The sequence below is a fragment of the Flavobacterium notoginsengisoli genome, from assembly GCF_042686225.1.
Classification (GTDB): domain Bacteria; phylum Bacteroidota; class Bacteroidia; order Flavobacteriales; family Flavobacteriaceae; genus Flavobacterium; species Flavobacterium notoginsengisoli.
Map to the genome: position 1 here is coordinate 254,203 of NZ_JBHUOT010000005.1, position 24,398 is coordinate 278,600.

Genomic DNA, 24,398 nt, shown 5'->3' on the forward strand with positions numbered 1-24,398 from the left:
AATTCAATGTTAAGCTTCATTTTTAAATCGGAATGGTTTTTGAAAAAAGCTTTTCAAATATCTTCAGAAATAAAATAGAATGCAAAAACCAGCCTTAGATCTTCAAATTTTAACTTTGCCAGACAATCCGGGCGTTTATCAATATTATGATAAGGACGGGAAAATTTTATATGTCGGCAAAGCCAAAAATTTAAAAAAAAGGGTTTCTTCCTATTTCAATAAAATTCACGATACAGCGAAAACCAATGTATTGGTAAAGAAAATCGTGACCATAAAACACATCGTGGTTCCAACCGAAACCGATGCGCTTTTATTGGAAAATAATTTAATTAAAACACTTCAGCCAAGATATAATGTACTGCTTCGTGATGACAAAAGTTATCCGTGGATTTGTATCAAAAAAGAACCTTTTTCGAGAATATTTTTGACAAGAAGAATGGTCAAAGACGGCTCAGAATATTTTGGCCCGTACACGAATTTCAAAATGGTTTATACGATTCTGGACTTGATTAAAGAATTGTATCCGCTTCGAACTTGTAATTATGATTTGAGTGAATCCAATATTAATTCCGGTAAATTCAAAGTTTGTCTGGAGTATCATATTGGCAATTGCAAAGGTCCGTGCGAAGGTTTGGAACCTTTGGAAGAATACCAAAGACAAGTCAATGCGATTCGCGAAATCCTAAAAGGAAACTTTAAAGAAAGTTTAAAAGATTTCAAGAAATTGATGAACACTTATGCGCAGAATCTTCAGTTTGAAGAAGCACAGAAAATCAAGGAAAAGATCGAGGTTTTAGAAAATTATCAATCCAGATCGACCATCATCAATCCAAAAATTACCAATATTGATGTTTTCTCAATTGTGTCTGACGAAAGTGCTGCTTATGTCAATTTCCTTCAGATTTCTCACGGTTCGATTATTCGTTCTCATACTTTAGACATCAAGAAAAAATTGGATGAAAGCGATGAAGAATTATTAGAATTAGCGATTGTAGAATTGCGTGAACGCTTTCAGTTATTATCCAAAGAAATCATTGTTCCTTTCGAATTGGATTTAGGCGAAAACATAAAAGTAACCGTTCCACAGCTTGGAGACAAAAAACAGATTCTGGATTTATCGATTCGAAATGCCAAATTCTATCGAATCGAGCAATTGAAACAATTGCAAATCGTAGATCCGGATCGTCACGTAAATAGAATTATGGCACAAATGCAGAAAGATTTACGTCTTCCTGTTGAGCCCCGACATATTGAATGTTTTGATAACTCGAATATTCAGGGAACAAATCCAGTTGCGGCCTGTGTCGTATTTAAAGACGGAAAACCAAGCAAAAAAGATTATCGCCATTTTAACGTCAAAACCGTTGAAGGCCCAGACGATTTTGCTTCGATGACCGAAATTGTGTACCGCCGTTACAAAAGATTATTAGACGAAAACGAACCGTTGCCGCAATTAATTATTATTGACGGTGGAAAAGGACAACTTTCTTCGGCTTTAAAAAGTATTGACGAATTAGGATTACGAGGAAAAATTGCCATTATTGGAATTGCAAAACGACTGGAAGAACTTTTTTATCCGGGCGATTCTATTCCGCTTTATTTGGATAAAAAATCGGAAACTTTAAAAGTTATTCAACAGTTGCGAAATGAAGCACACCGATTCGGAATCACTTTTCACAGAGACAAAAGAAGTAAAGCCGCATTGAATTCTTCTGTAGAAAGCATTCCGGGAATTGGAGAAAAAACCATGACAACCTTAATACAGCATTTTAAAAGTGTTAAAAGATTAAAACTGGCTACAGAACAAGAAATTGCAAGCGTTATAGGTGTTTCTAAAGCCAAAAAAATTGTCGATTTTTATCATCCAAAAGAAAACTAATTCACTTTGAAAAAAAACTTTTTACATATCATCCTGTGTTTGTTTTTTTCTATTTCGTATAGTCAAAGCGATATTTCATTTGTACAAAAAGACAAAAGTAAAATCGAAATAAGCTTTAAAAATAAAATTGGCACTAGCGACGAAGAATATGAGCAAGCAGTAGAAATAAAAAATATTCGAACCGGAAAAACTCAAATTATCAATAACATTGAAGTTTCGATCACAGGAAAACCATCGCATTTAGAAATAAACGATTATAATTTTGATGGTTTTACCGATTTCGCTTCTTATCATACTGATGACGGAATGGGAGTTTATACCATTTATCAGATTTTTGTCTTTAATCCGATAACAAAACAATTCGACAGTTTACAATTTCCGTCGAACTTTAGTCCAAAATGTGAAATGTTTTGCGATGTAAAAGTTGATAAAATCAAAAAGACATTAACCTCTAGTTGCAGAGGCGGTGCAAGAACTCATTCTGATGTCTGGAAGTACGATAAAAACAAAAAGTTAATACTTTCAAAAACAGAATCATTTTAAGAATAAACCAAAAAAAATTGCCGACTTTTACAAAACTAACTTGCAAATTTTTATGCGCCAAAATCAGCTGTCCGTTTTAAATATCCCATTAAAAGAACTTCTTTCAAATATCATTTGGAAAGCGGTTTCTATGCTGTTTGCTTTGTTAGTGCTTTTTTCACAAAACTCCTTTTCGCAGGAAGTAAAAAAAGACAGTGTAAAAAGACCTAAAATTGGATTGGTTTTAAGTGGCGGCGGCGCCAAAGGTTTTGCTCATATCGGAGTTCTTAAAGTTTTGGAAGAAGCTGGAATAAAAATCGATTACATCGGCGGAACAAGTATGGGATCTGTAATTGGCGGATTATATGCTTCTGGCTACAATGCCTCACAAATTGATTCTATTTTCAAAAAAACGAATTTCGACGAGTTGATAAACGATTATATTCCGCGTTCATCAAAAAATTTCTACGGTAAAAAGAATGACGAATTATATGCGATTGTTTTACCATTCAGCAATTTCAGGGTCGGTATTCCGGAAGCACTTTCTAAGGGAATGTACAATTACAATTTATTGAGCAGTCTAACTCGAAATGTTCGTCATGTTCGTGATTTCAATCAATTGCCAACTCCTTTTTTATGTATTGGAACAAACATCGAAACGGGCGAAGAAGTTTTATTGAATAAAGGAAATCTAGTTCAGGCTATGATGGCGAGTGCGGCTTTTCCTTCCCTGTTTACTCCCGTAGAAATTGATGGAAATTTATTAGTCGACGGTGGTGTTGTAAACAATTATCCGATTAATGAAGTTCGTAAAATGGGTGCCGATATTATTATTGGTGTCGATGTTCAGGATGATTTAATGAAGAGGAAAAACCTAAAAAATGCCACTCGTATTTTGGTTCAGATTACCAATCTGCAGTCTATTGACAAAATGAAAAACAAAATAAAAGACACTGATGTTTACATTAAACCAGACATTCGTGATTATGGCGTAATTTCATTTGATAAAGGAGAAGAAATTATCCGAAAAGGAGAAGAAGCTGCTTTTGCCGTTTATGAAAAGATAAAATCATTGTCGAATGAAACTACTTTTTATAAAAAGCCAAAACTAAAAGTGGCGACAGATACTATTCAAATCCAAAAAATCAATACAGATCAATTAGACAATTATACTAAAGAATACATTCGCGGTAAACTTCGTTTTAAACCAGGAAGTACCATTACGTACGACAATCTTAAAACAGGAATTAACAACTTAAATGCAACGCAGAACTTTAGTACAATTTCTTATTGTCTTCAGCCAGACGGCGAAAAAGACGATTTGGATTTGGTTCTAAAAGAAAATCCAACACAGACGTATTTAAAGCTTGGACTTCATTATGACGGACTTTATAAAAGCGGTATTTTATTGAATCTTACTCATAAAAAAACATTTCTAAAGAATGATGTTACTTCGCTTGATATTATTTTAGGAGACAATTTCAGATATGATTTAAATTATTATGTCGAAAATGGTTTTAATATTAGTTTTGGTTTCCGTTCAAGACTGAATCAATTTAATCGAAATGTAACTACAAGTTTGAGTAATCTTGTTTCTCAAAATCCAAATGTTAATTTAATTAATGTTGATTTTATGGATTTAAGTAATCAGGCTTATTTTCAAACTATTTTTGTACAGAAGTTCTTGATGGGCGGTGGTTTAGAATATAAATACCTAAAAATAAATTCTCCAACTCTTTCCAATGTAGAAAACATAATAGATAAGAGTAGTTACTTTAGTGCTTTTGCTTATTTAAAATACGATTCATTTGATGATAAATATTATCCAAGTTCAGGATTGTATTTTTCTACAGATTTGCAAACCTATCTGGCATCTTCAGATTATACCAATACTTTTAAGCCATTTTCAATGGCAAAAGCGGAAATCGCTTTTGTAGACAAATTATTTAACAGAGCAACTTTTAGAATTGATGCCGATGCTGGTTTTACTTTCGGAAACACAAGCGTCCCTTTCTTTAATTATATTTTAGGAGGTTACGGCTACAGCAAAATCAACAACTTCAATTATTTTTATGGATATGATTTCCTAAGTATTGCCGGAAACAGTTTTATCAAAACCGGGATTACGTTGGACTACGAAATCATCAGAAAAAATCACATTAACCTTTCTGCCAATTTTGCCAATTTAGGAAATGATATTTTCAGCGGTGTCGATTGGATTTCGATGCCAAAATACACCGGTTATGCTGTAGGCTACGGATTAGAAACGATTATCGGTCCAATTGAGATCAAACAATCCTGGTCTCCGGAAATGTCGAGAAGCTTTACTTGGTTCAGCATCGGATTTTTGTTTTAGGATTTTATTGAGGAATAGTTCAATAAAATCATGCTATTTTTTTACTATGTAAAAATTATATCAAAAAAAATTACAATATCTTATAGTTATAAATAATATAATTTCTATTTTTACTCGCGAAAATTTACGACATTTGTTATAATGAAAACAAAATGGACAGGTTTATTAGAGTATCTTCAATTCCTCATCAAGAGAAATCCTGAATGAAGCTATCGAATTGAGATAATTAGTCAATACTAAAATTGACTTGATTATCTGTTCACACAATTCAAATTTTTCGAATTATCTAATTAATTTAAAAATTATCTAATTGAAAAGCCATGCCATTATATCATAAACTTGGAGATTTTCCTCAAAAGAGACACACCCAATTTGAAAAACCAAACGGAGGTTTTTACTACGAACAATTGTTTGGAACCGAAGGTTTTCACGGACATTCGTCATTGTCTTATCATGTTCATAGACCTACACAGGTTAAAGAAATTTTAAATTCTTATTCGGTTGAACCAAAAATTGCAATCGGAAAAAACATAAAATCCTTACTTTTTAAAGGTTTTGAATTAAAACCAGAAAACGACTTTTTAGACAGCCGAAAAGCCATGTTAGTCAATAAAGACTGCATTATTGGTTTGGCCGCGCCGAAAGAATCGCTTCGAAATTATTTCTACAAAAATGCCGATGCCGATGAAATGCTTTTCATCCATAAAGGAAAAGGAAAATTAAGAACCATGTTAGGAAATATTCCGTTTGAATATGGCGATTATTTGATTATTCCACGCGGTATTATTTATCAAATCGAATTTGAAACAGAAGACAATCGACTATTTTATGTAGAATCGTATGCTCCATTTTATACTCCAAAACGATACAAAAATCAATCAGGTCAGCATTTAGAACATTCTCCATTTTGTGAGCGTGATTTTATTTTGCCAAGCGAATTGGAAACGCACGACGAGAAAGGTGATTTTTTAATTAAAATCAAAAAAGAAGGCATGATGCATGAAGTGGTTTATGCAACACATCCTTTTGACGTTGTGGGTTGGGATGGTTACAATTTCCCATACGGATTTTCAATTCACAACTTCGAACCTATAACTGGACGCGTACACCAACCGCCACCAGTACACCAAACTTTTGAAACGGCCACTTTTGTCGTTTGCTCATTCTGCCCAAGACTTTACGATTATCATCCGAAAGCCATTCCGGCGCCGTACAATCATAGTAATATAGATTCTGACGAAGTTCTATATTATGTAGATGGCGATTTTATGAGTCGTAATAATATTGAGCAAGGTCATATCACTTTACATCCAAAAGGAATTCCGCACGGACCAGCGCCAGGCGCAATGGAACGTAGTATTGGTCACAAAGAAACTTTAGAATTAGCCGTTATGGTGGATACGTTCCGCCCATTAATGGTTACTGAGGAAGCTATGGGACTTGACGATGGTCAATACTACAAATCCTGGTGTGAATAAATTTCACTTTCGATCTAACCGCAAAGTTCGCAAGGATTTTACGCAAAGATCGCTATAACAAACTTTGCGAACTTTGCGATTTTCTTATCGCCTTTGCGGTTAAAAAAAACTCAAACACAACACTTCGGTTGTATCAAATAACCGATTAAACAAATAAACATCATGTCAAAAGAAGTAAAATCAGTAGAATACGGATTAGAGAAAATATTTGAAGGAGCACAAGATTTCCTTCCATTATTAGGAACAGATTATGTAGAGTTTTATGTCGGCAATGCCAAACAATCTGCACATTATTATAAAACAGCTTTCGGATATCAGTCATTGGCTTATGCCGGATTGGAAACTGGAGTAAAAGACAAAGCTTCTTATGTTTTGAAGCAAGATAAAATTAGAATTGTTTTGACAACGCCATTAACAGCTGACTCTCCAATCAATGAACATTTGAAAAAACACGGCGACGGTGTAAAAGTTGCAGCTCTTTGGGTTGAAGATGCTACAAAATCTTACGAAGAAACCATAAAACGCGGTGCACGTTCTTTCATGGAACCAACAGTTGAAGAAGATGAATTCGGTCAAGTGATCCGTTCTGGAATTTACACTTACGGAGAGACGGTTCACATTTTCGTAGAAAGAAAAAACTATAACGGAGTTTTCTTGCCAGGTTATAAAGAATGGAAATCAGATTACAATCCGGAACCAACGGGATTAAAATACATCGATCACATGGTTGGAAATGTGGGTTGGAATGAAATGAATACTTGGGTAAAATTTTACGAAGACGTTATGGGATTTGTGAATTTCTTATCTTTTGACGACAAACAAATTACTACAGAATATTCTGCTTTGATGAGTAAAGTAATGTCAAACGGAAATGGAAGAATTAAATTCCCAATCAACGAACCGGCTGAAGGAAAGAAAAAATCACAAATCGAAGAATATTTAGATTTCTATGGCGGACCTGGAATTCAGCACATCGCCATTGCTACAGATGATATTATTAAAACGGTATCACAGTTAAGAGCTCGTGGCGTTGAATTTTTATCAGCTCCTCCTCATACTTATTATGAAGCCATTCCTGAAAGATTGGGTGTTCACATGGACATGATGAAAGAAGACATTAATGAAATTGAAAAGTTAGCTATTATGGTTGATGCTGATGAAGATGGTTACCTTTTACAAATATTTACAAAACCTGTTCAGGACAGACCGACGCTTTTCTTCGAAATTATTCAAAGAATGGGCGCAAAAGGGTTTGGCGCAGGTAACTTTAAAGCGTTGTTTGAGTCAATTGAAAGAGAACAGGAATTAAGAGGAACTTTGTAAAAACGCATTTTTTTTGCATTTAAACGAGGATTTCACCAAAAAACGATGCTTTTTTTGCAAATGTTATGTTAAACTTGACTTTGGCTATTTGAAATCTGAACTTTCTATCTATCTTTGCACTCGCAAATAAGGAAGGGGTGGTTTCCTTCCGAATTGATATAAATTTCATAATTTATAGTTTTTTGGTTAGTTAATAGCATAAAAACTCAGTCATCCTTGACTGAGTTTTTTTGTTTTGGTACATTTGGAATAAAATTTGCATTTATTTATCTTTATAATAGAATGTAAAAAATGTACTATGAAAAAACTCATATTCACTATATTAGCCCTCAACTGCTTAGCTTTCGATTCTCAAAAAGAGGATTCTTTTGACACTGGAGAATTCTTCAAATTTAGAATTCATTACGGAATTGTAAATGCCGGATATGCCACTCTCGAACTAAAAGATGCCACCATCAGCAATAAAAAAGTATATCATGCTGTGGGTAAAGGCTATACAACCGGAATGTCTAAATTCTTTTTTAAAGTGGAAGATTTATACGAAAGTTATTTTGACAAAGAATCTGGAAATCCCTATCGATATGTTCGTAAAATTGACGAAGGCGGCTACACCAAAAATCAAGAAGGATTTTTCAATCAAAATGAAAATAAGGTTTTAGTAAAAGATTATAAAAGAAAATCAGAAAAAACGATTGTAATTACTGATAATGTGCAGGATATTGTTTCGTCTTTTTATTTTTTGAGAAACCATCCGAACATTGACAAATTAAAATCAGGCGAATCCATTACAATTGACATGTTTTTTGATGATGAAATCACAAAATTTAAGTTAAAATTTGTAGGCCGTCAAGATATTACAACTAAATTTGGCACCGTTTCTACGATGATGTTTAAGCCTCTTGTACAAACAGGAAGAGTCTTTAAAGAAAAAGAAAGTTTAACGCTCTGGATCACAGACGACGACAACAAAGTTCCAATTAGAATTAAAGCAGATCTGGCTGTTGGTTCGCTGAAAGCCGATCTCGATGAATATAAAGGATTGAAAAGTCCGCTTAAAGTAAAAAAGAAATGAATTTAACTGATAATTCAGAAGCAATTTTAAAAGAAATTGATCTTAAATTTCAAGCCATAAATCAAAAAACTGATGTCCAATTGGAGGGATTGCTTTGGGCTAAACCAATCACCTATTGGGATTACATTCAAACCGATGCTTTATTAAATTTACAAATTCAACGCACCACACTTCCTGACGAAATGGTTTTTATCATGTACCATCAGGTAAACGAATTGATCTTCAAAATGATTTTGTGGGAAATTGACCAGATCGCCGAAAAAGAAAATATTCAGGTTGATTTTTTCAGCGAAAGACTTTCAAGAATTACCCGTTATTTTGACATGCTTACCAATTCGTTCAGCATTATGGAAAACGGAATGGAAGTAGATCAATATATGAAGTTCAGAAATACGCTTACACCTGCAAGTGGTTTTCAAAGTGCACAATATAGAATGATTGAATTTGCTTCTACAGATGTGATCAATTTAACAGACCGCAGATACAAAGCTAACTTTGACGAAAATACTGATCTTGAAACCAGTTTCGAACATTTATACTGGCAAGCCGCAGGAAAAGACTATCATACTGGCGAAAAATCATATCTTCTTCAAGAATTCGAAAACAAATACAAAGTTCAATTCTTGAGACAAATGTCTACTTTTAAGACAAAAAATATCTGGCAAAAATTTTCCCAACTTCCAGAAGCTGACCAGCAAAATCCGGAGTTAATTGCCGCCATGCGCCACTACGATAAAACGGTGAATATCACTTGGGTTATGCAACATCTTAATACTGCCAGAAAATACATTTTGGAAAGCGGAAAAGGCAATGGAGAAGCTACAGGAGGAAGTGACTGGCAAAAATATATGCATCCAAAATACCAAAGACGCATCTTTTTTCCTAAATTGTGGACCGAAGAAGAATTGTCCAATTGGGGAAATGAAACTGAGGTCTAATTTCGCCGTAAAAATCCCAAAAGTTTGAAAAAAGCAGTCGTAATTTTAATTGTCTTGTTTTCTATTTTTTCATGTAAAAAAGCAGAAGAAAAAGTAGAAACCAAAATTACTAAACCAGCAACCAAAAAAATAGAATTCGGTTTTAATTACGCAGATTTCAATGTTGTTAACGATACAATTTCAAAAGGCGATTCTTTTGGTTCTATTTTACAAAGTCAAAATATTGGAAACAAAAAAGTACATGACATTGTAGAACAAGTTAAAGATTCTTTCAATGTAAGATCCATTCGTTATAACAAACCTTTTACTTTACTTCGATCAAAAAACAAAACCAATAATTTACAGGTTTTTATTTATCAACCTGACGCATTAAGTTATTATGTTATTGACTTAAGAGACAGTATTGCAAAAGCTTATAAAAAAGTAAAACCCGTTACTTTAAAAAGAAAAATCATTGGCGGTGTTTTAAAAACTTCATTATCCGAAACTTTGGGAGGTGAAGATGTTGAAACAGCATTGGCTGGAAGAATTACAAAAGTATTTTCTTGGTCTATTGACTTCTTCAAACTTAAAAAAGGAGATCGTTACGGATTAATTTTCACGGAACGTTTCATCAACGGAAAAACGTATGACGGTGTAGAAGATCTTGAAGCCGCTTTTTTTGAATATAAAGGAAAAATCGTTTATGCTTTTCCTTTTGAAAAAGACACTACTTCTGGAAAAATCGAATATTATGACGATGAAGGAAAAACACTTAAAAACTTCTTCTTAAAAACACCAATCAAATTCAGCCGAATCACTTCAAGATTCACCATGAATAGATTTCACCCCGTACAGCACACTTGGAAAGCACATAAAGGAACTGATTATGCAGCTCCAACTGGAACTCCAATTTCTACTACAGCATCCGGAGTTGTTGAAACTACAGGATACACAGCAGGAAACGGAAACTTTGTAAAAGTAAAACACAACGGAACCTACTCTACTCAATATTTACATATGTCTAAAATCCTGGTTCGTCGCGGACAGCGTGTAACACAAGGACAGACTATTGGTTTAGTTGGAAGTACAGGTTTAGCTTCCGGACCTCATGTTTGTTACCGTTTCTGGAAAAATGGCGTTCAGGTAGATGCACTTCGACTGAATTTACCAACAGGAGAATCTTTAACCGGAAATGACAAAACTCGTTTCATGCAACAGATTGAGCCTTTGAAAAGAGAACTGGATAGTATTGGTAATCTATAATTAATTTCTTTTTTTTGAAATCTTTTTAAACCAAAAAGTCATGAAAAATGAACGTCTTAGAACTATTTACCATGAGACTTTTTCTGGTTTAAAATTGTTTTACAGAGACACCAATATTCCTGAAAATCTAATTTTAAATTATAAAATCGGACAAATTATTCAGGAAAAAGGTTTTACTGATATGAGCTCGATTGGCGGAGGACTTTCTGGAAATTTGAGATATTTAATCGCGAGTTCCCATCCAAAAGATCTATCAAAATTCAATCCTGATTCGGCAAAAATTGGACATTTTCTTTTAGATTCAATTGCTTATTTTAAAGTATTAGATATTTATAAAATCGGCGATAAAACGCAGGTTTTTCTATTGAATATTCCTGATATTTCTATTTCACTTTTCAAAAATTCCTCTTCCAACTTAGAAGAAGAAATTATAGAAAAAGCACAAAAACGCTTTCGCGAAAAAATCGATTTGCCTTTAATTTCAGAATTACAAACCGAAAACTGGAAAGAAAGAACTAGACTTCCTCTTGGAATGGACGAAAATGGATTATTGTTTTTTGATGACTCTAAAATTAAAGCAGAATCTCCAAAAAGAATTGATGTTGATATTACTAAGAAAGTTATAGAAATTAATAAAAAACCTTGGTGGAAGTTTTGGTAATTATATGAAAAACGAGATTTTATATTTTACATTTCTAATTTTATTTTCCTGTGGAAATCAACCATATGAATTGCGTTTTGACAAGTATGAAGATTTAAAAGAAACAACAAATCCAAGAATTAAAGGATGGTTTCCCAATATTATCAATTCTGATTCTTATGATTTGAGAAGCGATTCACATCTTAATATTTGTGATTTTGTCAAATTCAGTTATTCTGAAAACCAGAGTTATGATTCTATTTTCTTAAAAAATCCAAAAATTACAGTCGCTTCATTTCAACAAAAAATAAAAGAAAACGAAAATCTCAAACCAAAATGGTTTCCCAATTCTGAAGAAATAAATCTAAATGATTTTGAAATTGTTTTAGCAGATGGATTTGATGTTGCAAGAAAAAAATCAACAAAAGAAATATTTTGTATTTGTAATCCTTATCGTTTTCCAATTCGATAATTTATCATAAAACGTTTTCGTAACTAATTGTTATATAATCGCGAACCTCTCCTCTTTTAAAAGTTATTTCAGTATTTTTGTGTTTCATAGAACAAACTCAATTATAGATAAAAATGGCTTTAAACACAACAAACCCAACTGGGACTGAAGCGTGGAAAAATCTGCAAAACCACTATAACGCAATTCACGAAACCACCATACAAGAATTGTTTCAACAAGATAGTGCACGTGCCGAAAAATTCAATTTACAATGGAATGACTTTTTAGTAGATTATTCTAAAAATAACATCAGTCAGGAAACTGTCTCTCTTTTATTAGAATTGGCAAATTCAATCGGACTAAAAGATGCAATCTCTCAATATTTTGGAGGAGAATTAATTAACCAAACTGAAAATCGCGCAGTTCTTCATACCGCTTTACGTGCTCCGGAATCTGCAGTTATTAAGGTTGACGGAGAAAATGTAATTCCGGAAGTTTACGAAGTAAAAAATAAAATCAAACAATTTACGGAAGAAGTTATTTCTGGACAAAGAAAAGGATTTACAGAAAAAGCTTTTACAGATGTTGTAAATATCGGAATCGGTGGTTCTGACCTTGGTCCTGTTATGGCTGTAGAAGCTTTACAGTTTTACAAAAACCATTTAAATACTCATTTCGTTTCAAATGTTGATGGTGATCACGTAAACGAAATCATCAAAAAACTAAATCCTGAAACTACTCTTTTTGTAATTGTATCTAAGACTTTTACGACTCAGGAAACACTTTCGAATTCAGTAACTATTAAAGAATGGTTCTTAAAGTCGGCAAAGCAGGAAGATATTGCAAGACATTTCGTAGCAGTTTCGACAAATATTCAGAAAGTAACAGAATTCGGAATTAATCCAGACAATGTTTTCCCAATGTGGGACTGGGTTGGAGGAAGATTTTCTTTATGGAGTGCAGTTGGTTTAAGCATTGCTTTGGCGGTTGGTTTTGACAATTACAATGACCTATTGAAAGGAGCTAATGAAATGGATGAACATTTCAAATCAGCAGAATTTGATGAAAACATTCCAACAATTTTGGCTCTTTTAAGCATTTGGTATAATAATTTCTTTGGAGCAGAAAGCGAAGCTTTGATTCCGTACACACAATATTTATCAAAATTAGCTCCGTATTTACAGCAAGCCTTTATGGAAAGCAACGGAAAAAGTGTTGGTCGTGATGGAAAACCTGTTAACTACCAAACCGGAACTATTATCTGGGGAGAACCGGGAACAAACTCTCAGCATGCTTTCTTTCAGTTAATTCACCAGGGAACAAAAAGAATCCCAACAGATTTTATTGGATTCGTCAAACCACTTTATGGAAATGAAGATCATCACGATAAATTGATGTCAAACTTCTTCGCTCAGACTGAAGCCTTAATGAACGGAAAAACAGAAGCACAAGTACAAGCAGAATTTGACAAACAAGGACTTTCTGCTGATAAAGCTTCTTACCTATTACCATTTAAAGTTTTTACAGGAAACAAACCAACAAATACAATTTTGATCCAAAAGCTAACTCCAAAAAGTTTAGGTTCTTTAATTGCATTGTACGAACATAAGATTTTTGTTCAGGGAGTTATTTGGAACATTTTTAGTTTTGACCAATGGGGAGTTGAATTAGGTAAGCAATTAGCCAATTCTATCTTAGATGAAATCAATTCTAAGACTGTTAAAACTCACGATAGTTCGACTTCATTTTTGCTAAATCACTTCTTAAAAAATAAGTAAAAAGCAAAATTTAAAAATTTCATAACACTTTGGAACGCCTTAATTTAACCTAAATTAAGGCGTTTTTTCGCATAAAACACCGACAAAAAGCCTGAAAAAGCCGTCAATTTACATATTGTAAGCCACTACACAATTAGAATAATTGCATTTTTAACAAAAAACCAATATAAAAATTCAACAAAACAGTATTTTTTTTATCGAAAAGAGAAAAATTCATTTTAATGCGCAACACAAAAGACAAAAGTTATTTTTCTTAACATTTCGATAACATTATCTGAGTTAATTGTTATAATTTTGCCAAAAACAAATAACAAAACAGATGAAAAAATTGTCAAAGTTTCTCTTACTGCTTTTAGCGTTTATTTATGCAGGAGATATTTATGCACAAGGTAACACAACTTCTTCTATCAATGGAGTTGTTTACGATTCGCAAAACAAGTCCCTGCCAGGAGCAACGATTCTTGCAGTTCACGAGGCTTCAGGTAGCCGTTACTCAACCACAACGGATTTTGATGGTCACTTTAGAATCTCTAACATGCGTGTTGGTGGTCCTTACAAAATTGAAGTGACTTTCATAGGTTACACAACCTACACAGAGTCAGGAGTTTATTTACAACTTGGTGATTCTAAAAGTTTAAAAGTTGTCTTAAAAGACGAGACAAACCAGCTTAGTGAAGTTGTTGTTGTTGGTAAAAAAGACCCAACATTCAACTCTAAAAAAACTGGAGCTCAAACGGTTATCGATCACGACAAGATCAATGAATTACCATCTTTATCAAGAAACATTGCCGACTTTGCAAGACTTACACCACAAGCTCAAATGCGTGGAGATGATGTAATCTCAATCGGCGGACAAAATAACAGATTCAACGCAATTTATATTGATGGAGCTGTAAACAATGACGTTTTCGGATTAGCTGCAAACGGTACAAACGGTGGACAAACAGGAGTTTCCCCAATTTCATTAGATGCAATTGAGCAATTCCAGGTGAGTGTTTCTCCTTATGATGTTAAATTATCAGGATTTGCCGGAGGTGCAATTAGTGCTATTACACGTTCTGGAACAAATAACTTTGACGGTTCTGCTTATTTCTTATACAGAGACCAATCTTTAGCTGGAAAAACTCCACAAAAAGCAAGCGCTACTGCTGAAAGAAAAAGATTATCTGATTTTACTGCTCAAACTTACGGTGTAAGAGCTGGAGGAGCAATCTTAAAAGATAAATTATTCTACTTCATCAACTACGAAAGACAAGATAACGAAACACCAGCCCCATTTGACATCAACAATTATACTGGTGCTATTGGTATTGCTAATGGAAATCCTTACAGCGGGGCTTTAGCTCAACAAAGAATTGACGCTTTAACGAATCGTTTACAAACACTTTATGGTTACAATCCAGGTGTTTACAACAACAACACTCAAACTTTAGTATCTGATAAATTAATTGCTAAAGTAGACTGGAACATTAATGACAACAACAAACTTTCTGTAAAGAACAGTTATGTTAAAGCAACAAACTTCTCACCATTCCGTTCAACGGCTTCTTCTTTGAACTTTGTTAATGGTGCTCAAGATTTCGAATCTATCACAAACTCTGCATCGTTAGAGTTAAATACTAGATTTAACAACAAATTCTCAAACAACCTTGTTGTTGGTTTTACAACTGTAAATGATGACAGAAATGCAGCAGGAAATCCATTCCCTACAGTTGAAATTAGAGATGGTGCAGGAACAATTTATTTTGGTGCAGAAGCTAGCTCAACAGCTAACTTACTAAAACAAAGAACCTTAACAATTACTGACAACTTTGAGATTAACGTTGGAAAACACAATATTTTAATTGGTACACACAACGAATTAACTTACGCTAAAAACTTATTCATCAGCAGTAACTTTGGTAGATACCAATTCGCGAGCTATGACAGCTTCATGAACAATGCTGCACCTTCAAGATACCGTTTAGGATATTCTTTAATTGGAGGTTCAGGCGATAATTCTCTTGGAGCAGCTGAATTCAACATGAATCAATTTGGATTATACCTTCAAGATAACATTAGAGTTTCAGACAACTTCAGAGTTTCTGTTGGTGTGCGTGCTGATATGCCGGTATGGGAAAGCGGAGTTACAAATACAGATTTCAACACTAGAACTGTTAAATTATTAGAAGATGCAGGAAAAGATCTTAAAGGTGCAAGAGTTGGTCAGCCAATTAAAAGCACTGTACATTTCTCTCCTAGAGTTGGATTCAACTATGATGTAAACGGAGACAAAGAAACTCAGGTACGTGGAGGTATTGGTGTATTTACATCAAGAGTACCTTTAGTATGGCCAGGTGGAGCTTATAACAACTATGGTATGGGACAATATTTTTATGATACAAGTATTGTTACAACAGGCCCTAAACCTCTTTTCAATCCTAATACAGAAATTCCTAGCCAAATGTATTCTAATGGTACTCCTGTAGGACCAATTCCTGGTCAAGGTGCAGTAGGTGGAAATGTTGATTTATTTGCTAAAGATTTCAAATTACCGCAAGTATTAAAAACAAGTATTGGATTTGACCGTAAATTACCAGGTGGATTAGTTTTATCTGCTGAAGCGATCTTCAACGAAAACCTGAACTCAATTCAGTATCAAAACTTAAACCTTGTTGGACCACAAACTTACACTACTGGTGGAGATGTTAGACCAATCTACAACAACGTTCTTGTTGACAAAACATATTCAGGAATCTACTTAGGATCTAACAAAAAAGCAGGAAGTGCTTGGAACACTAACTTTACGTTAACTAAATACTTCACATCTGATTTTATTGATGCTAACATTTCTGCAACATACTCTTATGGAGAATCTAATGTTTGGATGGATGCTACAAGTTCTCAAAACAGCTCTCAATGGCAATATATTGAAACTGTAAACGGTTCAAATGCTATCTCTGGAGTATCTAGATCAGATTTTGATCAAGGATCAAGAGTAATGGCAAACTCATCTATCAAATTCAAATGGAACAATAATATCAAAACTACTATTGGTCTTTACTACGAAGGTGCTCAGGGAACTCCAATCAGTTATATCTACAATGATTCAAACGGAAGAATCATGAGAGATACGAATCAAAACTCAGCGTTAGCTTATATCCCAACTAACAAAAGTGAAGTTGTTTTAGTTTCTACTACTGCTAACCCAATGACACCAGATCAACAATGGGAAGCTTATGACGCTTACATTTCAAGCAACAAATACTTGAACAGCAGAAGAGGTAAATATGCTGAGCGTAACGGTGATCGTTTAGACTGGAGCCATGTTATAGATTTAAAACTAGCTCAGGAATTTAAAGTTAACGTAGGTAAGAAAAGCCATAAGTTAGAGTTTACAGCTGACGTTTTCAACTTCACAAACTTGTTAAACAAAAACTGGGGAAGAAGATACTTCGCTACAAATGATCAGGTATTATTACTTCAACAAGTTGGTTTCTTAGCAAACGGAACTACTCCAACATTCAACTTCAACCCGAATGTTAAAAATACTGTTAACCAAATTGATGACGTAGGTTTACAATCATCAAGATGGCAAATGCAAGTTGGAGCCAGATATTCTTTCAACTAATAAAGAACCATCCTAAATAATAAAAAACGGCATTGACTTTTAAGTTTAATGCCGTTTTTTTATAGGCTTTTTTGTTATATTTGTTTCAAACAAAAAACAAGGTTTATGTATAATTTTCTACAAAAATTTCACTCTGGCTGGGCATACTTAGCATTGCTTCTTTTGCTGGTTGCAGTGGTAAATGCCATCATCGGAGTTACTTCAAAAAAAGAGTTTACAGCTAAAGATCGTAAAATTGCTTTATTTGCTTTAATTGGAACTCACACTCAATTATTAATCGGTTTAATATTGTATTTTGTTTCTCCACTTGGAAAAGCAGCTTTCGGACAAATGTCTAATGCAGAACTTAGATTAACATCATTAGAGCACCCATTAATTAACCTTATTGCTATCGTCTTAATTACAATTGGATGGTCTAAACATAAAAAGCTAATCAACAGCGAAGCTAAATTTAAAACCTTTGCTATTTTTTACGGATTAGGATTATTGCTTATTTTAAGCAGAATTCCATGGAACCTTTGGTTCTAGAAAATACCAATTTAAAAGCCCTTTAATCAGGGCTTTTTTTATCTCGGCATATTATTTGTACAAACTCCCCCCAAGTCTGAAAAACAATAACCCATGAGAAATAAAAAAAATATTTTATTCGCCACAATCGCTCTGACTTTAATTAGCGGCTTTACTTATGTCATAAGCCAAACCAAACCTACAACAGAACCCAAAATTATTCAAGACACGGTTAAAAATGCAAGACCAAACATTATTGCATTACCTGTAGATTCTGTCTTTATAGACAAAGGCCTAAAACTGAAACCATACAAAAAAAATGCTCATGCCTCTTACTACGCAGATCGTTTCAATGGAAAAAGAACCGCAAGCGGAGCCCGATTCAACAACAATCAATATACCGCTGCTCATAAAAAACTTCCGTTTGGAACAAGAGTAAAAGTAACAAACGAAGCCAACGGAAAATTCGTTATTGTAAAAATTACAGACCGCGGTCCTTTTGTAAAAACTCGTGAAATAGATTTATCTAAAAGAGCTTTTATGGACATCACTAAACAGAAAGGTGCTGGTGCAATGAAAGTCACAATTGAGACTATAATAGAATAAAAAAAATCCCGCTTTAGCGGGATTTTTCATTTAAACTAGTTTTCTTAAAGTCATTGCCATTCCGGTATGAATTCCTTCATGATAATTATTAAAATCTAATGCATCCTGAACATTTCGTAGCGTAAATCCCATACTGGTTGTATATTCATTATAATCCACAAAAAGGCCGCTTTCGAAATCATTTTTTGTTTTTTCTAAGGTCGAAGAAAGAAGAGCTTTAATCTCATCAACTTCAGTTTGTGAAACGTCTCCTTCAGGTTTAGTTCCTTTTTTGTATTTCTGAATAAGCTCCTCTGAAACCATTGTTGGAAGACCTGATAATTTATAAACCAAAACCTGTTGCGAAGAAACACAATGTCCGATGTTCCAAATAATATTATTATTAAAACCCTGCGGAATTTTGTTTAGTTGTTCTAATGAATGATTTTCTAAAATTTTCAAAAGAATTTCTCTTATTGTTTTTTGCACCTCAAAAACTGAACTCATAATTTTATTTTTTTTCTAAAATTAGTCATTTTTAAGTTTCAAATGAATTTTCTTTGTAGTCTAATAAAATTCAAAAATCATGAACAAAATATATTATTTAGCGTCTTGCGATACCTGCAGAAAAATTATTAAAAGTTTACCTGAAAACGATTTGGTTTTCCAGGATATCAGACAAGATCCAATTACAGAAGAACAACTGGAAGAAATGTATAAACTTTCTGGCAGTTATGAAGCTTTGTTCAGCAAAAAAGCACAATTGTATAAGTCTATGGATTTGAAGAACAAATCTTTAACCGAAGCTGATTTTAAAAAATACATTTTAGAGCATTACACTTTTCTAAGTCGTCCGGTTTTTATAATTGATGGTCAAATTTACATTGGCAACAGCCAAAAAAATGTTGCCGAAGTAATAAAAGCATTATCGTAAGAATAATAAAAACTTTATGTACGAAACTGATTAACAATTTACAACACAAACCAGCAAACTTTTAATTATCTTTGCGCCTTTATACTCAATTATATGATACAATCTATGACAGGGTTTGGCAAAGCTTCTTTGCAATTGCCTACAAAAAAAATTACGGTTGAAGTAAAATCCTTAAACAGCAAAGGTTTAGATTTAAATGTAAGAATGCCATCGCTTTACCGCGAAATGGAATTGGGTTTACGAACTCAGATTTCAACAAAACTGGAAAGAGGAAAAATCGATTTTGCTATTTACATCGAAAACACTGCTGAACAAACTTCTACTAAAGTAAATGTCCCTGTTGTAAAATATTATATAGCGCAGCTAAAAGAAGTAAATCCTCATGCAGACGAAACTGAATTGATGAAAATGGCGGTTCGTATGCCAGATACGTTAAAAACAGAACGTGAAGAAATTGATGAAGATGACTGGGATCAAATTCAGGTAATTATTGACGAAGCTTTACAAAACATATTAAGTTTTAGAAAAGACGAAGGCGAATCTCTTGAAAAAGAATTCAATCTTCGAATTGGAAATATTCGCCAATATATGAATGATGCTTTGGCACTTGATCCGGAACGTGTTCAGGCCATCAAAGATCGTTTACAAACTGCAATATCAGAATTACAAGTTAATGTTGATGAAAACCGTTTTGAGCAGGAATTGATCTATTATCTTGAAAAATTAGATATTACCGAAGAAAAAGTTCGCTTAACGAATCATTTGGATTATTTCATTGAAACTTTGGGTGGAAATGAAGCCAATGGTAGAAAACTTGGTTTTATCACTCAGGAAATGGGTCGTGAAATCAACACTATGGGTTCAAAATCCAATCATGCTCAAATGCAGAAATTGGTTGTGATGATGAAAGATGAATTGGAAAAGATAAAGGAGCAGGTACTAAACGTATTGTAAATACTATACAAAAATAAAGCTTAAAGCGTACTGCTAAAGCCTAAAGCATACATAATGAACAAAGGAAAATTAATTGTTTTTTCAGCACCATCAGGATCAGGAAAAACAACTATCGTAAAACATTTACTAGGACAGGAAGATTTAAATCTGGAATTTTCAATCTCAGCAGCTTCTCGCGAACCTCGCGGAGAAGAACAACACGGAAAAGATTATTATTTTATTTCTTTAGAAGAATTCAAAAAACACATTAAAGCAGAAGATTTCCTGGAATGGGAAGAAGTTTATCGTGATAACTTTTACGGTACTTTAAAATCTGAAATCGAACGAATTTGGGCTTTAGGAAAAAACGTGATTTTTGACATTGATGTTGCTGGTGGATTACGAATTAAACATAAATTCCCAGAACAGACTTTAGCTGTTTTCGTAAAACCGCCGAGTGTCGACGAACTTAAAAGAAGACTAAAAGAACGTTCTACAGAGAGTGAAGATAAAATCAATATGCGTATTGCAAAAGCATCTGTAGAATTGGCAACTGCTCCACAATTTGATGTAATTATCAAAAACTATGACTTACCAGTAGCTTTGGAAGAAGCACATCAATTGGTTAAGGACTTTGTTTCTAAATAGTTATTAGTCCTTAGTTGTTAGTCCTTAGTTGTTAGTCCTTAGCCTCTAGTTAATAGTCTATAAAACATCAAACTGTAAAATCTACATGAGCGGTATTAAATCCTATAAAGAATTATTCATTTGGCAAAAAGGAATAAAACTGGTCGTTCTTGTTTACAAACTTACTAACAGCTTTCCTAAAGAAGAAATATATGCTTTAACAAGTCAGTTAAAAAGAGCCAGCGTATCTGTTCCGTCAAATATTGCTGAAGGTTTTGGACGTCAAACGGACAAGTCATTTAATCATTTTCTGAATATTTCCAGAGGTTCTTTGAATGAGATAGAAACACAATTAATTATTGCAAAAGAATTAGAATTTATTTCTGATGATAATTTGTTTAATGAAATTATGTTGTTAATTGAAGAAGAAAGCAAAATGATAAGCGCTTTCGCCAAAAATCTAAAAGACTAATAACTATAAGCTTGAGACTAAGGACTCAAAACTAAGGACTAACCAACTATAAAAATGAAAATAGGTCTTTACTTCGGAACATATAATCCCATTCATGTTGGGCATTTGATCATTGCCAATCATATGGCCGAGTTTGCCGATTTAGATCAGATTTGGATGGTGGTTACGCCTCATAATCCGCTGAAGAAAAAGGCGACTTTATTAGACGACCAACAGCGCCTTCAAATGGTTTTTCTGGCTACAGAAGATTACCCAAAGATAAAACCGTCGGATATTGAATTTAAATTACCTCAGCCGAGTTACACCGTAATTACTCTGGAACATTTAAAGGAAAAATATCCCAATCATGAGTTTTCTTTAATTATGGGAGAAGACAATCTGAAAACGCTTCATAAATGGAGAAACTATGATGTGATTCTCGAAAATCATGATATTTATGTGTATCCGAGAATTTCGGACGAACCCGAAAATGTGGAATTAAAATCGCATCCAAAAATTCATGTTATCGATGCGCCAATTGTAGAGATTTCTTCTACTTTTATTCGAAACAGCATTAAAGAGGGTAAAAATATTCAGCCTTTGCTTCCTCCAAAAGTTTGGGAATATATTGATCATAATAACTTCTATAAGAAGTAAATGCTTTTTTCTGCTTCAATTTTTATTCCTGAAAAACCTAAATTTTTCAATTTAACCAGATCCGAAAAATTATCTTATTTTTCTTTTGGAGCAATCATACTATACTTTTTAATATCGTTACTAATTGAACGCTTAATAGCTCATAAATTACCACAATATTTTTACTATCCTATAACAATTCCTTTAATATTACAGATAGTAAGTTCTATTATTAGGTTAACTGAATTTGAAAACCTTAATGGATATTTTGAAGGAAAAATTTCATTTGAAGAAAACTTTTTAATGATAAATGAAATTGAATACAAATATTCAGAATTAGAAAATATAGTAGTTTATGGAAACTCATTTTCTGGAGAAAAAACAAAAAATTATAGATATGGTCCAATGTATGAGAATGGTGTCGAAAATTTAATCTCATTTACTTATAATGAAATTAAAATAGAAAAACACTTTCAGTTAAATTCAGAACGTCATCTTGATGAATTACAAAACACTTTGATTCACATTATTAATGAGGAAAAAATTCCGTTCAAAAAAGAACATTTAGATTTTATCAACGAAGAACACCGATCGTATATTCTTTTCGAATATTTAATTGGAAAATTGATTAGAGAGAAAAAAATTGACTTTAAGGAAGGTTTTAGTCTAGTAAAATTCAACTCTAATAAAGATGCTCAGGAATTTAAAACAAAATATTGTAAATAATCTGAATTGCATTCAGTTGAAACTGGAGGTAATTGATTTGTCTCGAAAAGAAAAAAAAACAACTTTTTGTCATTTCGACGAAGGAGAAATCTTCGTAAGAAACTCTACAAAGATTGGAGATTTCCGTTGCGGAGCTACTTGTGGAGATTTCTCCTTCGTCGAAATGACAAATAGAACGCAAAAAAAAAGCAGTCAAAAAAAGCCTGAACTTACATTCAGGCTTTCGTTTTATAATTAAGCTTCGATACTCACGTCGCTTTTTACTCTGGTTCTAATCTCACTCAGCGATTGATCCACTAAAAGTTTTCCATCTCTGAAAACTTCTTTCAATTCGCCTTGTTTTTCTTCTTCCCAAGACACATTATCACTTAAATGATACTTCCCGTCGATTAAATCAATTTTTATCAATCCTTTTGCTGATTTTTTAGTTCCGTCATCTGTGATTGGATCTTTGAAAATGGCTCTTCCTTCTCCGTTTACTTCTCCGTAAGTTGCTTTCATTGCAAAACCGAAAGTATCTCTTGTGTTATATTGGTATGTAAAAGATCCTATTCCGAGAACAACATTGGTAGATGCAAAACCTTTTTCTTTTAATCTTTCGCAAATTTGAGTCGCTCTTGCTACCGTAATACTATCTCCGTAAATAGCTCCAATCTGAGGCACTAGTTCTTTGAATCCTTTAGCATTTGTTGTACCGCCAAAAACATCCCAAAGTAATTCGATCACCCCTTTTCTTTCTTGTTCTGTTTTTCCGTCAGGATTTCCACAGATAATTAGAATCGGATCCCCACTGTCAGGACGAATTACGACTTTACCTTCTCTTGAAACGATATCTTCTCTCAACCTTGGAAGATAATCCGTTAAAACTTTCCATAAATCCCAAGTATCAGAAACGATAGAAACAATTCCTTTTGGATATACTTCTGTAATTAATCTTTTGAACGTTTCGTACTCACCTTCTGTGGTTCCCATACACATTACAGAATGCTCTGTAGCCGCAACTGAACCTGCAACCAATTCCTGATCTGAATTGGCTTTGTAATATTCTTCTAAGAAATCGATAGCCGGAATGGTATCTGATCCTGTAAAGCTTAATAAATGTCCCGCCGCAGAGGTTAAAGAAGCTTCGATTCCGCCCATTCCTCTCATAGAGAAATCATGCGCCTGCCAGTCAACAAATTCTGGCACAGAAGAAGTTTCGCCTGCATATTTATCCAATACTTTTCTATATTCTTTTGCAATGGTTGCTGAGTTACATGGAAGCCAGATTACGGCTGAAAGCAAAGTTTCAAAATAATTAGTTAGCCAGAAAAATTCCGGAATAGTATTATACATCGTAAACATTGGCACTCTCAAAGGAACGCTTGCTCCTTCTGGCAAAGCTTTAAAAACCATCGGAATATATCCTAAATCGTGTAAATCTTCGATATGTTTTGTACCGACTTGGTTTTCGCCCAAATAATTATTGATTCTTCTAGAGTACTTTTTAATTACTTCTTCTTTTGGTTGTTTAAAGAAATACTCCTCAAAATCATGAATTATATATTTTTTGATGAAGTACTGCAATCCGAAAAAGATTACTTCATCAACTTCTTCAAGTCTTGATTTTCTTGGTGTCCAGTTAGAATAAACTAAACTTGTTCCATCTGGATATTGTCTTCTGTGGTCAACTTTATAACCGTCGGTTAATAATAGTGGGTTCATATA

At 33.5% G+C, this 24,398-nt stretch carries 22 protein-coding genes; 20 read left to right on the plus strand and 2 right to left on the minus strand.

Going from position 1 to position 24,398, the window contains the following annotated elements:
- Window positions 1-79 precede the first annotated feature (79 nt).
- The 14 genes from uvrC to ACFS3A_RS13625 all read left to right on the plus strand — a co-directional run bounded on the left by uvrC (window position 80) and on the right by ACFS3A_RS13625 (window position 18,405).
- Window positions 80-1,879, plus strand: coding sequence for an excinuclease ABC subunit UvrC (uvrC, locus tag ACFS3A_RS13560; protein ID WP_379826100.1), 1,800 nt, complete (start codon window positions 80-82; stop codon window positions 1,877-1,879).
- Between the two features lie 6 nt (window positions 1,880-1,885).
- The gene (locus tag ACFS3A_RS13565; RefSeq protein ID WP_379826102.1) at window positions 1,886-2,422 is read left to right on the plus strand and encodes an XAC2610-related protein; all 537 of its coding nucleotides are present in this window, start codon (window positions 1,886-1,888) and stop codon (window positions 2,420-2,422) included.
- A 52-nt stretch (window positions 2,423-2,474) separates the two neighbouring features.
- Complete coding sequence (locus ACFS3A_RS13570) at window positions 2,475-4,757, plus strand: patatin-like phospholipase family protein (RefSeq protein ID WP_379826103.1); 2,283 nt, start codon at window positions 2,475-2,477, stop codon at window positions 4,755-4,757.
- Between the two features lie 320 nt (window positions 4,758-5,077).
- On the plus strand, window positions 5,078-6,235 hold the full coding sequence (locus ACFS3A_RS13575; protein WP_379826105.1) for a homogentisate 1,2-dioxygenase: 1,158 nt from the start codon (window positions 5,078-5,080) through the stop codon (window positions 6,233-6,235).
- A gap of 162 nt (window positions 6,236-6,397) precedes the next feature.
- Window positions 6,398-7,558 (plus strand): 4-hydroxyphenylpyruvate dioxygenase, encoded by a 1,161-nt coding sequence (hppD, locus tag ACFS3A_RS13580; protein ID WP_379826107.1) that lies wholly within the window; start codon window positions 6,398-6,400, stop codon window positions 7,556-7,558.
- A 298-nt stretch (window positions 7,559-7,856) separates the two neighbouring features.
- Window positions 7,857-8,630, plus strand: coding sequence for a DUF3108 domain-containing protein (locus tag ACFS3A_RS13585; protein WP_379826109.1), 774 nt, complete (start codon window positions 7,857-7,859; stop codon window positions 8,628-8,630).
- Window positions 8,627-9,568, plus strand: a complete 942-nt coding sequence (locus ACFS3A_RS13590; RefSeq protein WP_379826110.1) for a tryptophan 2,3-dioxygenase family protein — start codon at window positions 8,627-8,629, stop codon at window positions 9,566-9,568. The genes ACFS3A_RS13585 and ACFS3A_RS13590 overlap by 4 nt, the downstream gene beginning before the upstream one ends.
- A gap of 24 nt (window positions 9,569-9,592) precedes the next feature.
- Complete coding sequence (locus ACFS3A_RS13595; protein ID WP_379826112.1) at window positions 9,593-10,813, plus strand: M23 family metallopeptidase; 1,221 nt, start codon at window positions 9,593-9,595, stop codon at window positions 10,811-10,813.
- Between the two features lie 40 nt (window positions 10,814-10,853).
- The gene (locus ACFS3A_RS13600; RefSeq protein WP_379826114.1) at window positions 10,854-11,474 is read left to right on the plus strand and encodes a hypothetical protein; all 621 of its coding nucleotides are present in this window, start codon (window positions 10,854-10,856) and stop codon (window positions 11,472-11,474) included.
- A 4-nt stretch (window positions 11,475-11,478) separates the two neighbouring features.
- Complete coding sequence (locus tag ACFS3A_RS13605) at window positions 11,479-11,925, plus strand: hypothetical protein (protein WP_379826116.1); 447 nt, start codon at window positions 11,479-11,481, stop codon at window positions 11,923-11,925.
- 113 nt (window positions 11,926-12,038) lie between these two features.
- Window positions 12,039-13,682 (plus strand): glucose-6-phosphate isomerase, encoded by a 1,644-nt coding sequence (gene pgi / locus ACFS3A_RS13610; RefSeq protein ID WP_379826118.1) that lies wholly within the window; start codon window positions 12,039-12,041, stop codon window positions 13,680-13,682.
- Between the two features lie 319 nt (window positions 13,683-14,001).
- Window positions 14,002-17,292, plus strand: a complete 3,291-nt coding sequence (locus tag ACFS3A_RS13615) for a TonB-dependent receptor (RefSeq protein ID WP_379826120.1) — start codon at window positions 14,002-14,004, stop codon at window positions 17,290-17,292.
- 105 nt (window positions 17,293-17,397) lie between these two features.
- On the plus strand, window positions 17,398-17,820 hold the full coding sequence (locus tag ACFS3A_RS13620; protein WP_095953867.1) for a hypothetical protein: 423 nt from the start codon (window positions 17,398-17,400) through the stop codon (window positions 17,818-17,820).
- Window positions 17,821-17,913: 93 nt separating this feature from the next.
- Window positions 17,914-18,405 carry a septal ring lytic transglycosylase RlpA family protein gene (locus ACFS3A_RS13625; RefSeq protein WP_379826122.1) on the plus strand — a complete coding sequence of 164 codons (492 nt, stop codon included), beginning with the start codon at window positions 17,914-17,916 and terminating at the stop codon, window positions 18,403-18,405.
- 30 nt (window positions 18,406-18,435) lie between these two features.
- Here ACFS3A_RS13625 and ACFS3A_RS13630 read toward each other — a convergent pair whose 3' ends face one another.
- The gene (locus ACFS3A_RS13630; RefSeq protein WP_379826124.1) at window positions 18,436-18,891 is read right to left on the minus strand and encodes a DinB family protein; all 456 of its coding nucleotides are present in this window, start codon (window positions 18,889-18,891) and stop codon (window positions 18,436-18,438) included.
- 79 nt (window positions 18,892-18,970) lie between these two features.
- Between ACFS3A_RS13630 and ACFS3A_RS13635 the strand changes: the two genes are divergently transcribed.
- The 6 genes from ACFS3A_RS13635 to ACFS3A_RS13660 all read left to right on the plus strand — a co-directional run bounded on the left by ACFS3A_RS13635 (window position 18,971) and on the right by ACFS3A_RS13660 (window position 22,691).
- The gene (locus ACFS3A_RS13635; protein ID WP_379826126.1) at window positions 18,971-19,318 is read left to right on the plus strand and encodes an arsenate reductase family protein; all 348 of its coding nucleotides are present in this window, start codon (window positions 18,971-18,973) and stop codon (window positions 19,316-19,318) included.
- Between the two features lie 93 nt (window positions 19,319-19,411).
- Window positions 19,412-20,272: a YicC/YloC family endoribonuclease gene (locus tag ACFS3A_RS13640; RefSeq protein ID WP_379826128.1), complete on the plus strand. Its 861-nt coding sequence runs from the start codon at window positions 19,412-19,414 to the stop codon at window positions 20,270-20,272.
- A 54-nt stretch (window positions 20,273-20,326) separates the two neighbouring features.
- Window positions 20,327-20,899, plus strand: a complete 573-nt coding sequence (gmk, locus tag ACFS3A_RS13645; RefSeq protein ID WP_253789563.1) for a guanylate kinase — start codon at window positions 20,327-20,329, stop codon at window positions 20,897-20,899.
- Between the two features lie 85 nt (window positions 20,900-20,984).
- Complete coding sequence (locus ACFS3A_RS13650; protein WP_379826131.1) at window positions 20,985-21,350, plus strand: four helix bundle protein; 366 nt, start codon at window positions 20,985-20,987, stop codon at window positions 21,348-21,350.
- A 54-nt stretch (window positions 21,351-21,404) separates the two neighbouring features.
- Complete coding sequence (gene nadD, locus ACFS3A_RS13655) at window positions 21,405-21,986, plus strand: nicotinate (nicotinamide) nucleotide adenylyltransferase (protein ID WP_379826133.1); 582 nt, start codon at window positions 21,405-21,407, stop codon at window positions 21,984-21,986.
- Between the two features lie 282 nt (window positions 21,987-22,268).
- Window positions 22,269-22,691 carry a hypothetical protein gene (locus tag ACFS3A_RS13660; protein WP_379826135.1) on the plus strand — a complete coding sequence of 141 codons (423 nt, stop codon included), beginning with the start codon at window positions 22,269-22,271 and terminating at the stop codon, window positions 22,689-22,691.
- 234 nt (window positions 22,692-22,925) lie between these two features.
- On the opposite strand, the gene ACFS3A_RS13665 is transcribed toward ACFS3A_RS13660, so the two are convergent.
- Window positions 22,926-24,395, minus strand: coding sequence for a nicotinate phosphoribosyltransferase (locus tag ACFS3A_RS13665; protein WP_379826137.1), 1,470 nt, complete (start codon window positions 24,393-24,395; stop codon window positions 22,926-22,928).
- Window positions 24,396-24,398 lie beyond the last annotated feature (3 nt).

What these genes read in the sequence shown, in the direction of transcription:
- nadD (WP_379826133.1), top strand. Translation starts at nt 21,405, where the DNA reads ATGAAAATAGGTCTTTACTTCGGAACATATAATCCCATTCATGTTGGG.
- pgi (WP_379826118.1), top strand. Translation starts at nt 12,039, where the DNA reads ATGGCTTTAAACACAACAAACCCAACTGGGACTGAAGCGTGGAAAAAT.
- ACFS3A_RS13635 (WP_379826126.1), top strand. Translation starts at nt 18,971, where the DNA reads ATGAACAAAATATATTATTTAGCGTCTTGCGATACCTGCAGAAAAATT.
- ACFS3A_RS13660 (WP_379826135.1), top strand. Translation starts at nt 22,269, where the DNA reads ATGATAAATGAAATTGAATACAAATATTCAGAATTAGAAAATATAGTA.
- ACFS3A_RS13665 (WP_379826137.1), bottom strand. Translation starts at nt 24,395, where the DNA reads ATGAACCCACTATTATTAACCGACGGTTATAAAGTTGACCACAGAAGA.
- uvrC (WP_379826100.1), top strand. Translation starts at nt 80, where the DNA reads ATGCAAAAACCAGCCTTAGATCTTCAAATTTTAACTTTGCCAGACAAT.
- ACFS3A_RS13620 (WP_095953867.1), top strand. Translation starts at nt 17,398, where the DNA reads ATGTATAATTTTCTACAAAAATTTCACTCTGGCTGGGCATACTTAGCA.
- ACFS3A_RS13605 (WP_379826116.1), top strand. Translation starts at nt 11,479, where the DNA reads ATGAAAAACGAGATTTTATATTTTACATTTCTAATTTTATTTTCCTGT.
- ACFS3A_RS13600 (WP_379826114.1), top strand. Translation starts at nt 10,854, where the DNA reads ATGAAAAATGAACGTCTTAGAACTATTTACCATGAGACTTTTTCTGGT.
- ACFS3A_RS13650 (WP_379826131.1), top strand. Translation starts at nt 20,985, where the DNA reads ATGAGCGGTATTAAATCCTATAAAGAATTATTCATTTGGCAAAAAGGA.
- ACFS3A_RS13640 (WP_379826128.1), top strand. Translation starts at nt 19,412, where the DNA reads ATGATACAATCTATGACAGGGTTTGGCAAAGCTTCTTTGCAATTGCCT.
- ACFS3A_RS13615 (WP_379826120.1), top strand. Translation starts at nt 14,002, where the DNA reads ATGAAAAAATTGTCAAAGTTTCTCTTACTGCTTTTAGCGTTTATTTAT.
- ACFS3A_RS13585 (WP_379826109.1), top strand. Translation starts at nt 7,857, where the DNA reads ATGAAAAAACTCATATTCACTATATTAGCCCTCAACTGCTTAGCTTTC.
- gmk (WP_253789563.1), top strand. Translation starts at nt 20,327, where the DNA reads ATGAACAAAGGAAAATTAATTGTTTTTTCAGCACCATCAGGATCAGGA.
- ACFS3A_RS13625 (WP_379826122.1), top strand. Translation starts at nt 17,914, where the DNA reads ATGAGAAATAAAAAAAATATTTTATTCGCCACAATCGCTCTGACTTTA.
- ACFS3A_RS13630 (WP_379826124.1), bottom strand. Translation starts at nt 18,891, where the DNA reads ATGAGTTCAGTTTTTGAGGTGCAAAAAACAATAAGAGAAATTCTTTTG.
- ACFS3A_RS13575 (WP_379826105.1), top strand. Translation starts at nt 5,078, where the DNA reads ATGCCATTATATCATAAACTTGGAGATTTTCCTCAAAAGAGACACACC.
- ACFS3A_RS13570 (WP_379826103.1), top strand. Translation starts at nt 2,475, where the DNA reads ATGCGCCAAAATCAGCTGTCCGTTTTAAATATCCCATTAAAAGAACTT.
- ACFS3A_RS13590 (WP_379826110.1), top strand. Translation starts at nt 8,627, where the DNA reads ATGAATTTAACTGATAATTCAGAAGCAATTTTAAAAGAAATTGATCTT.
- hppD (WP_379826107.1), top strand. Translation starts at nt 6,398, where the DNA reads ATGTCAAAAGAAGTAAAATCAGTAGAATACGGATTAGAGAAAATATTT.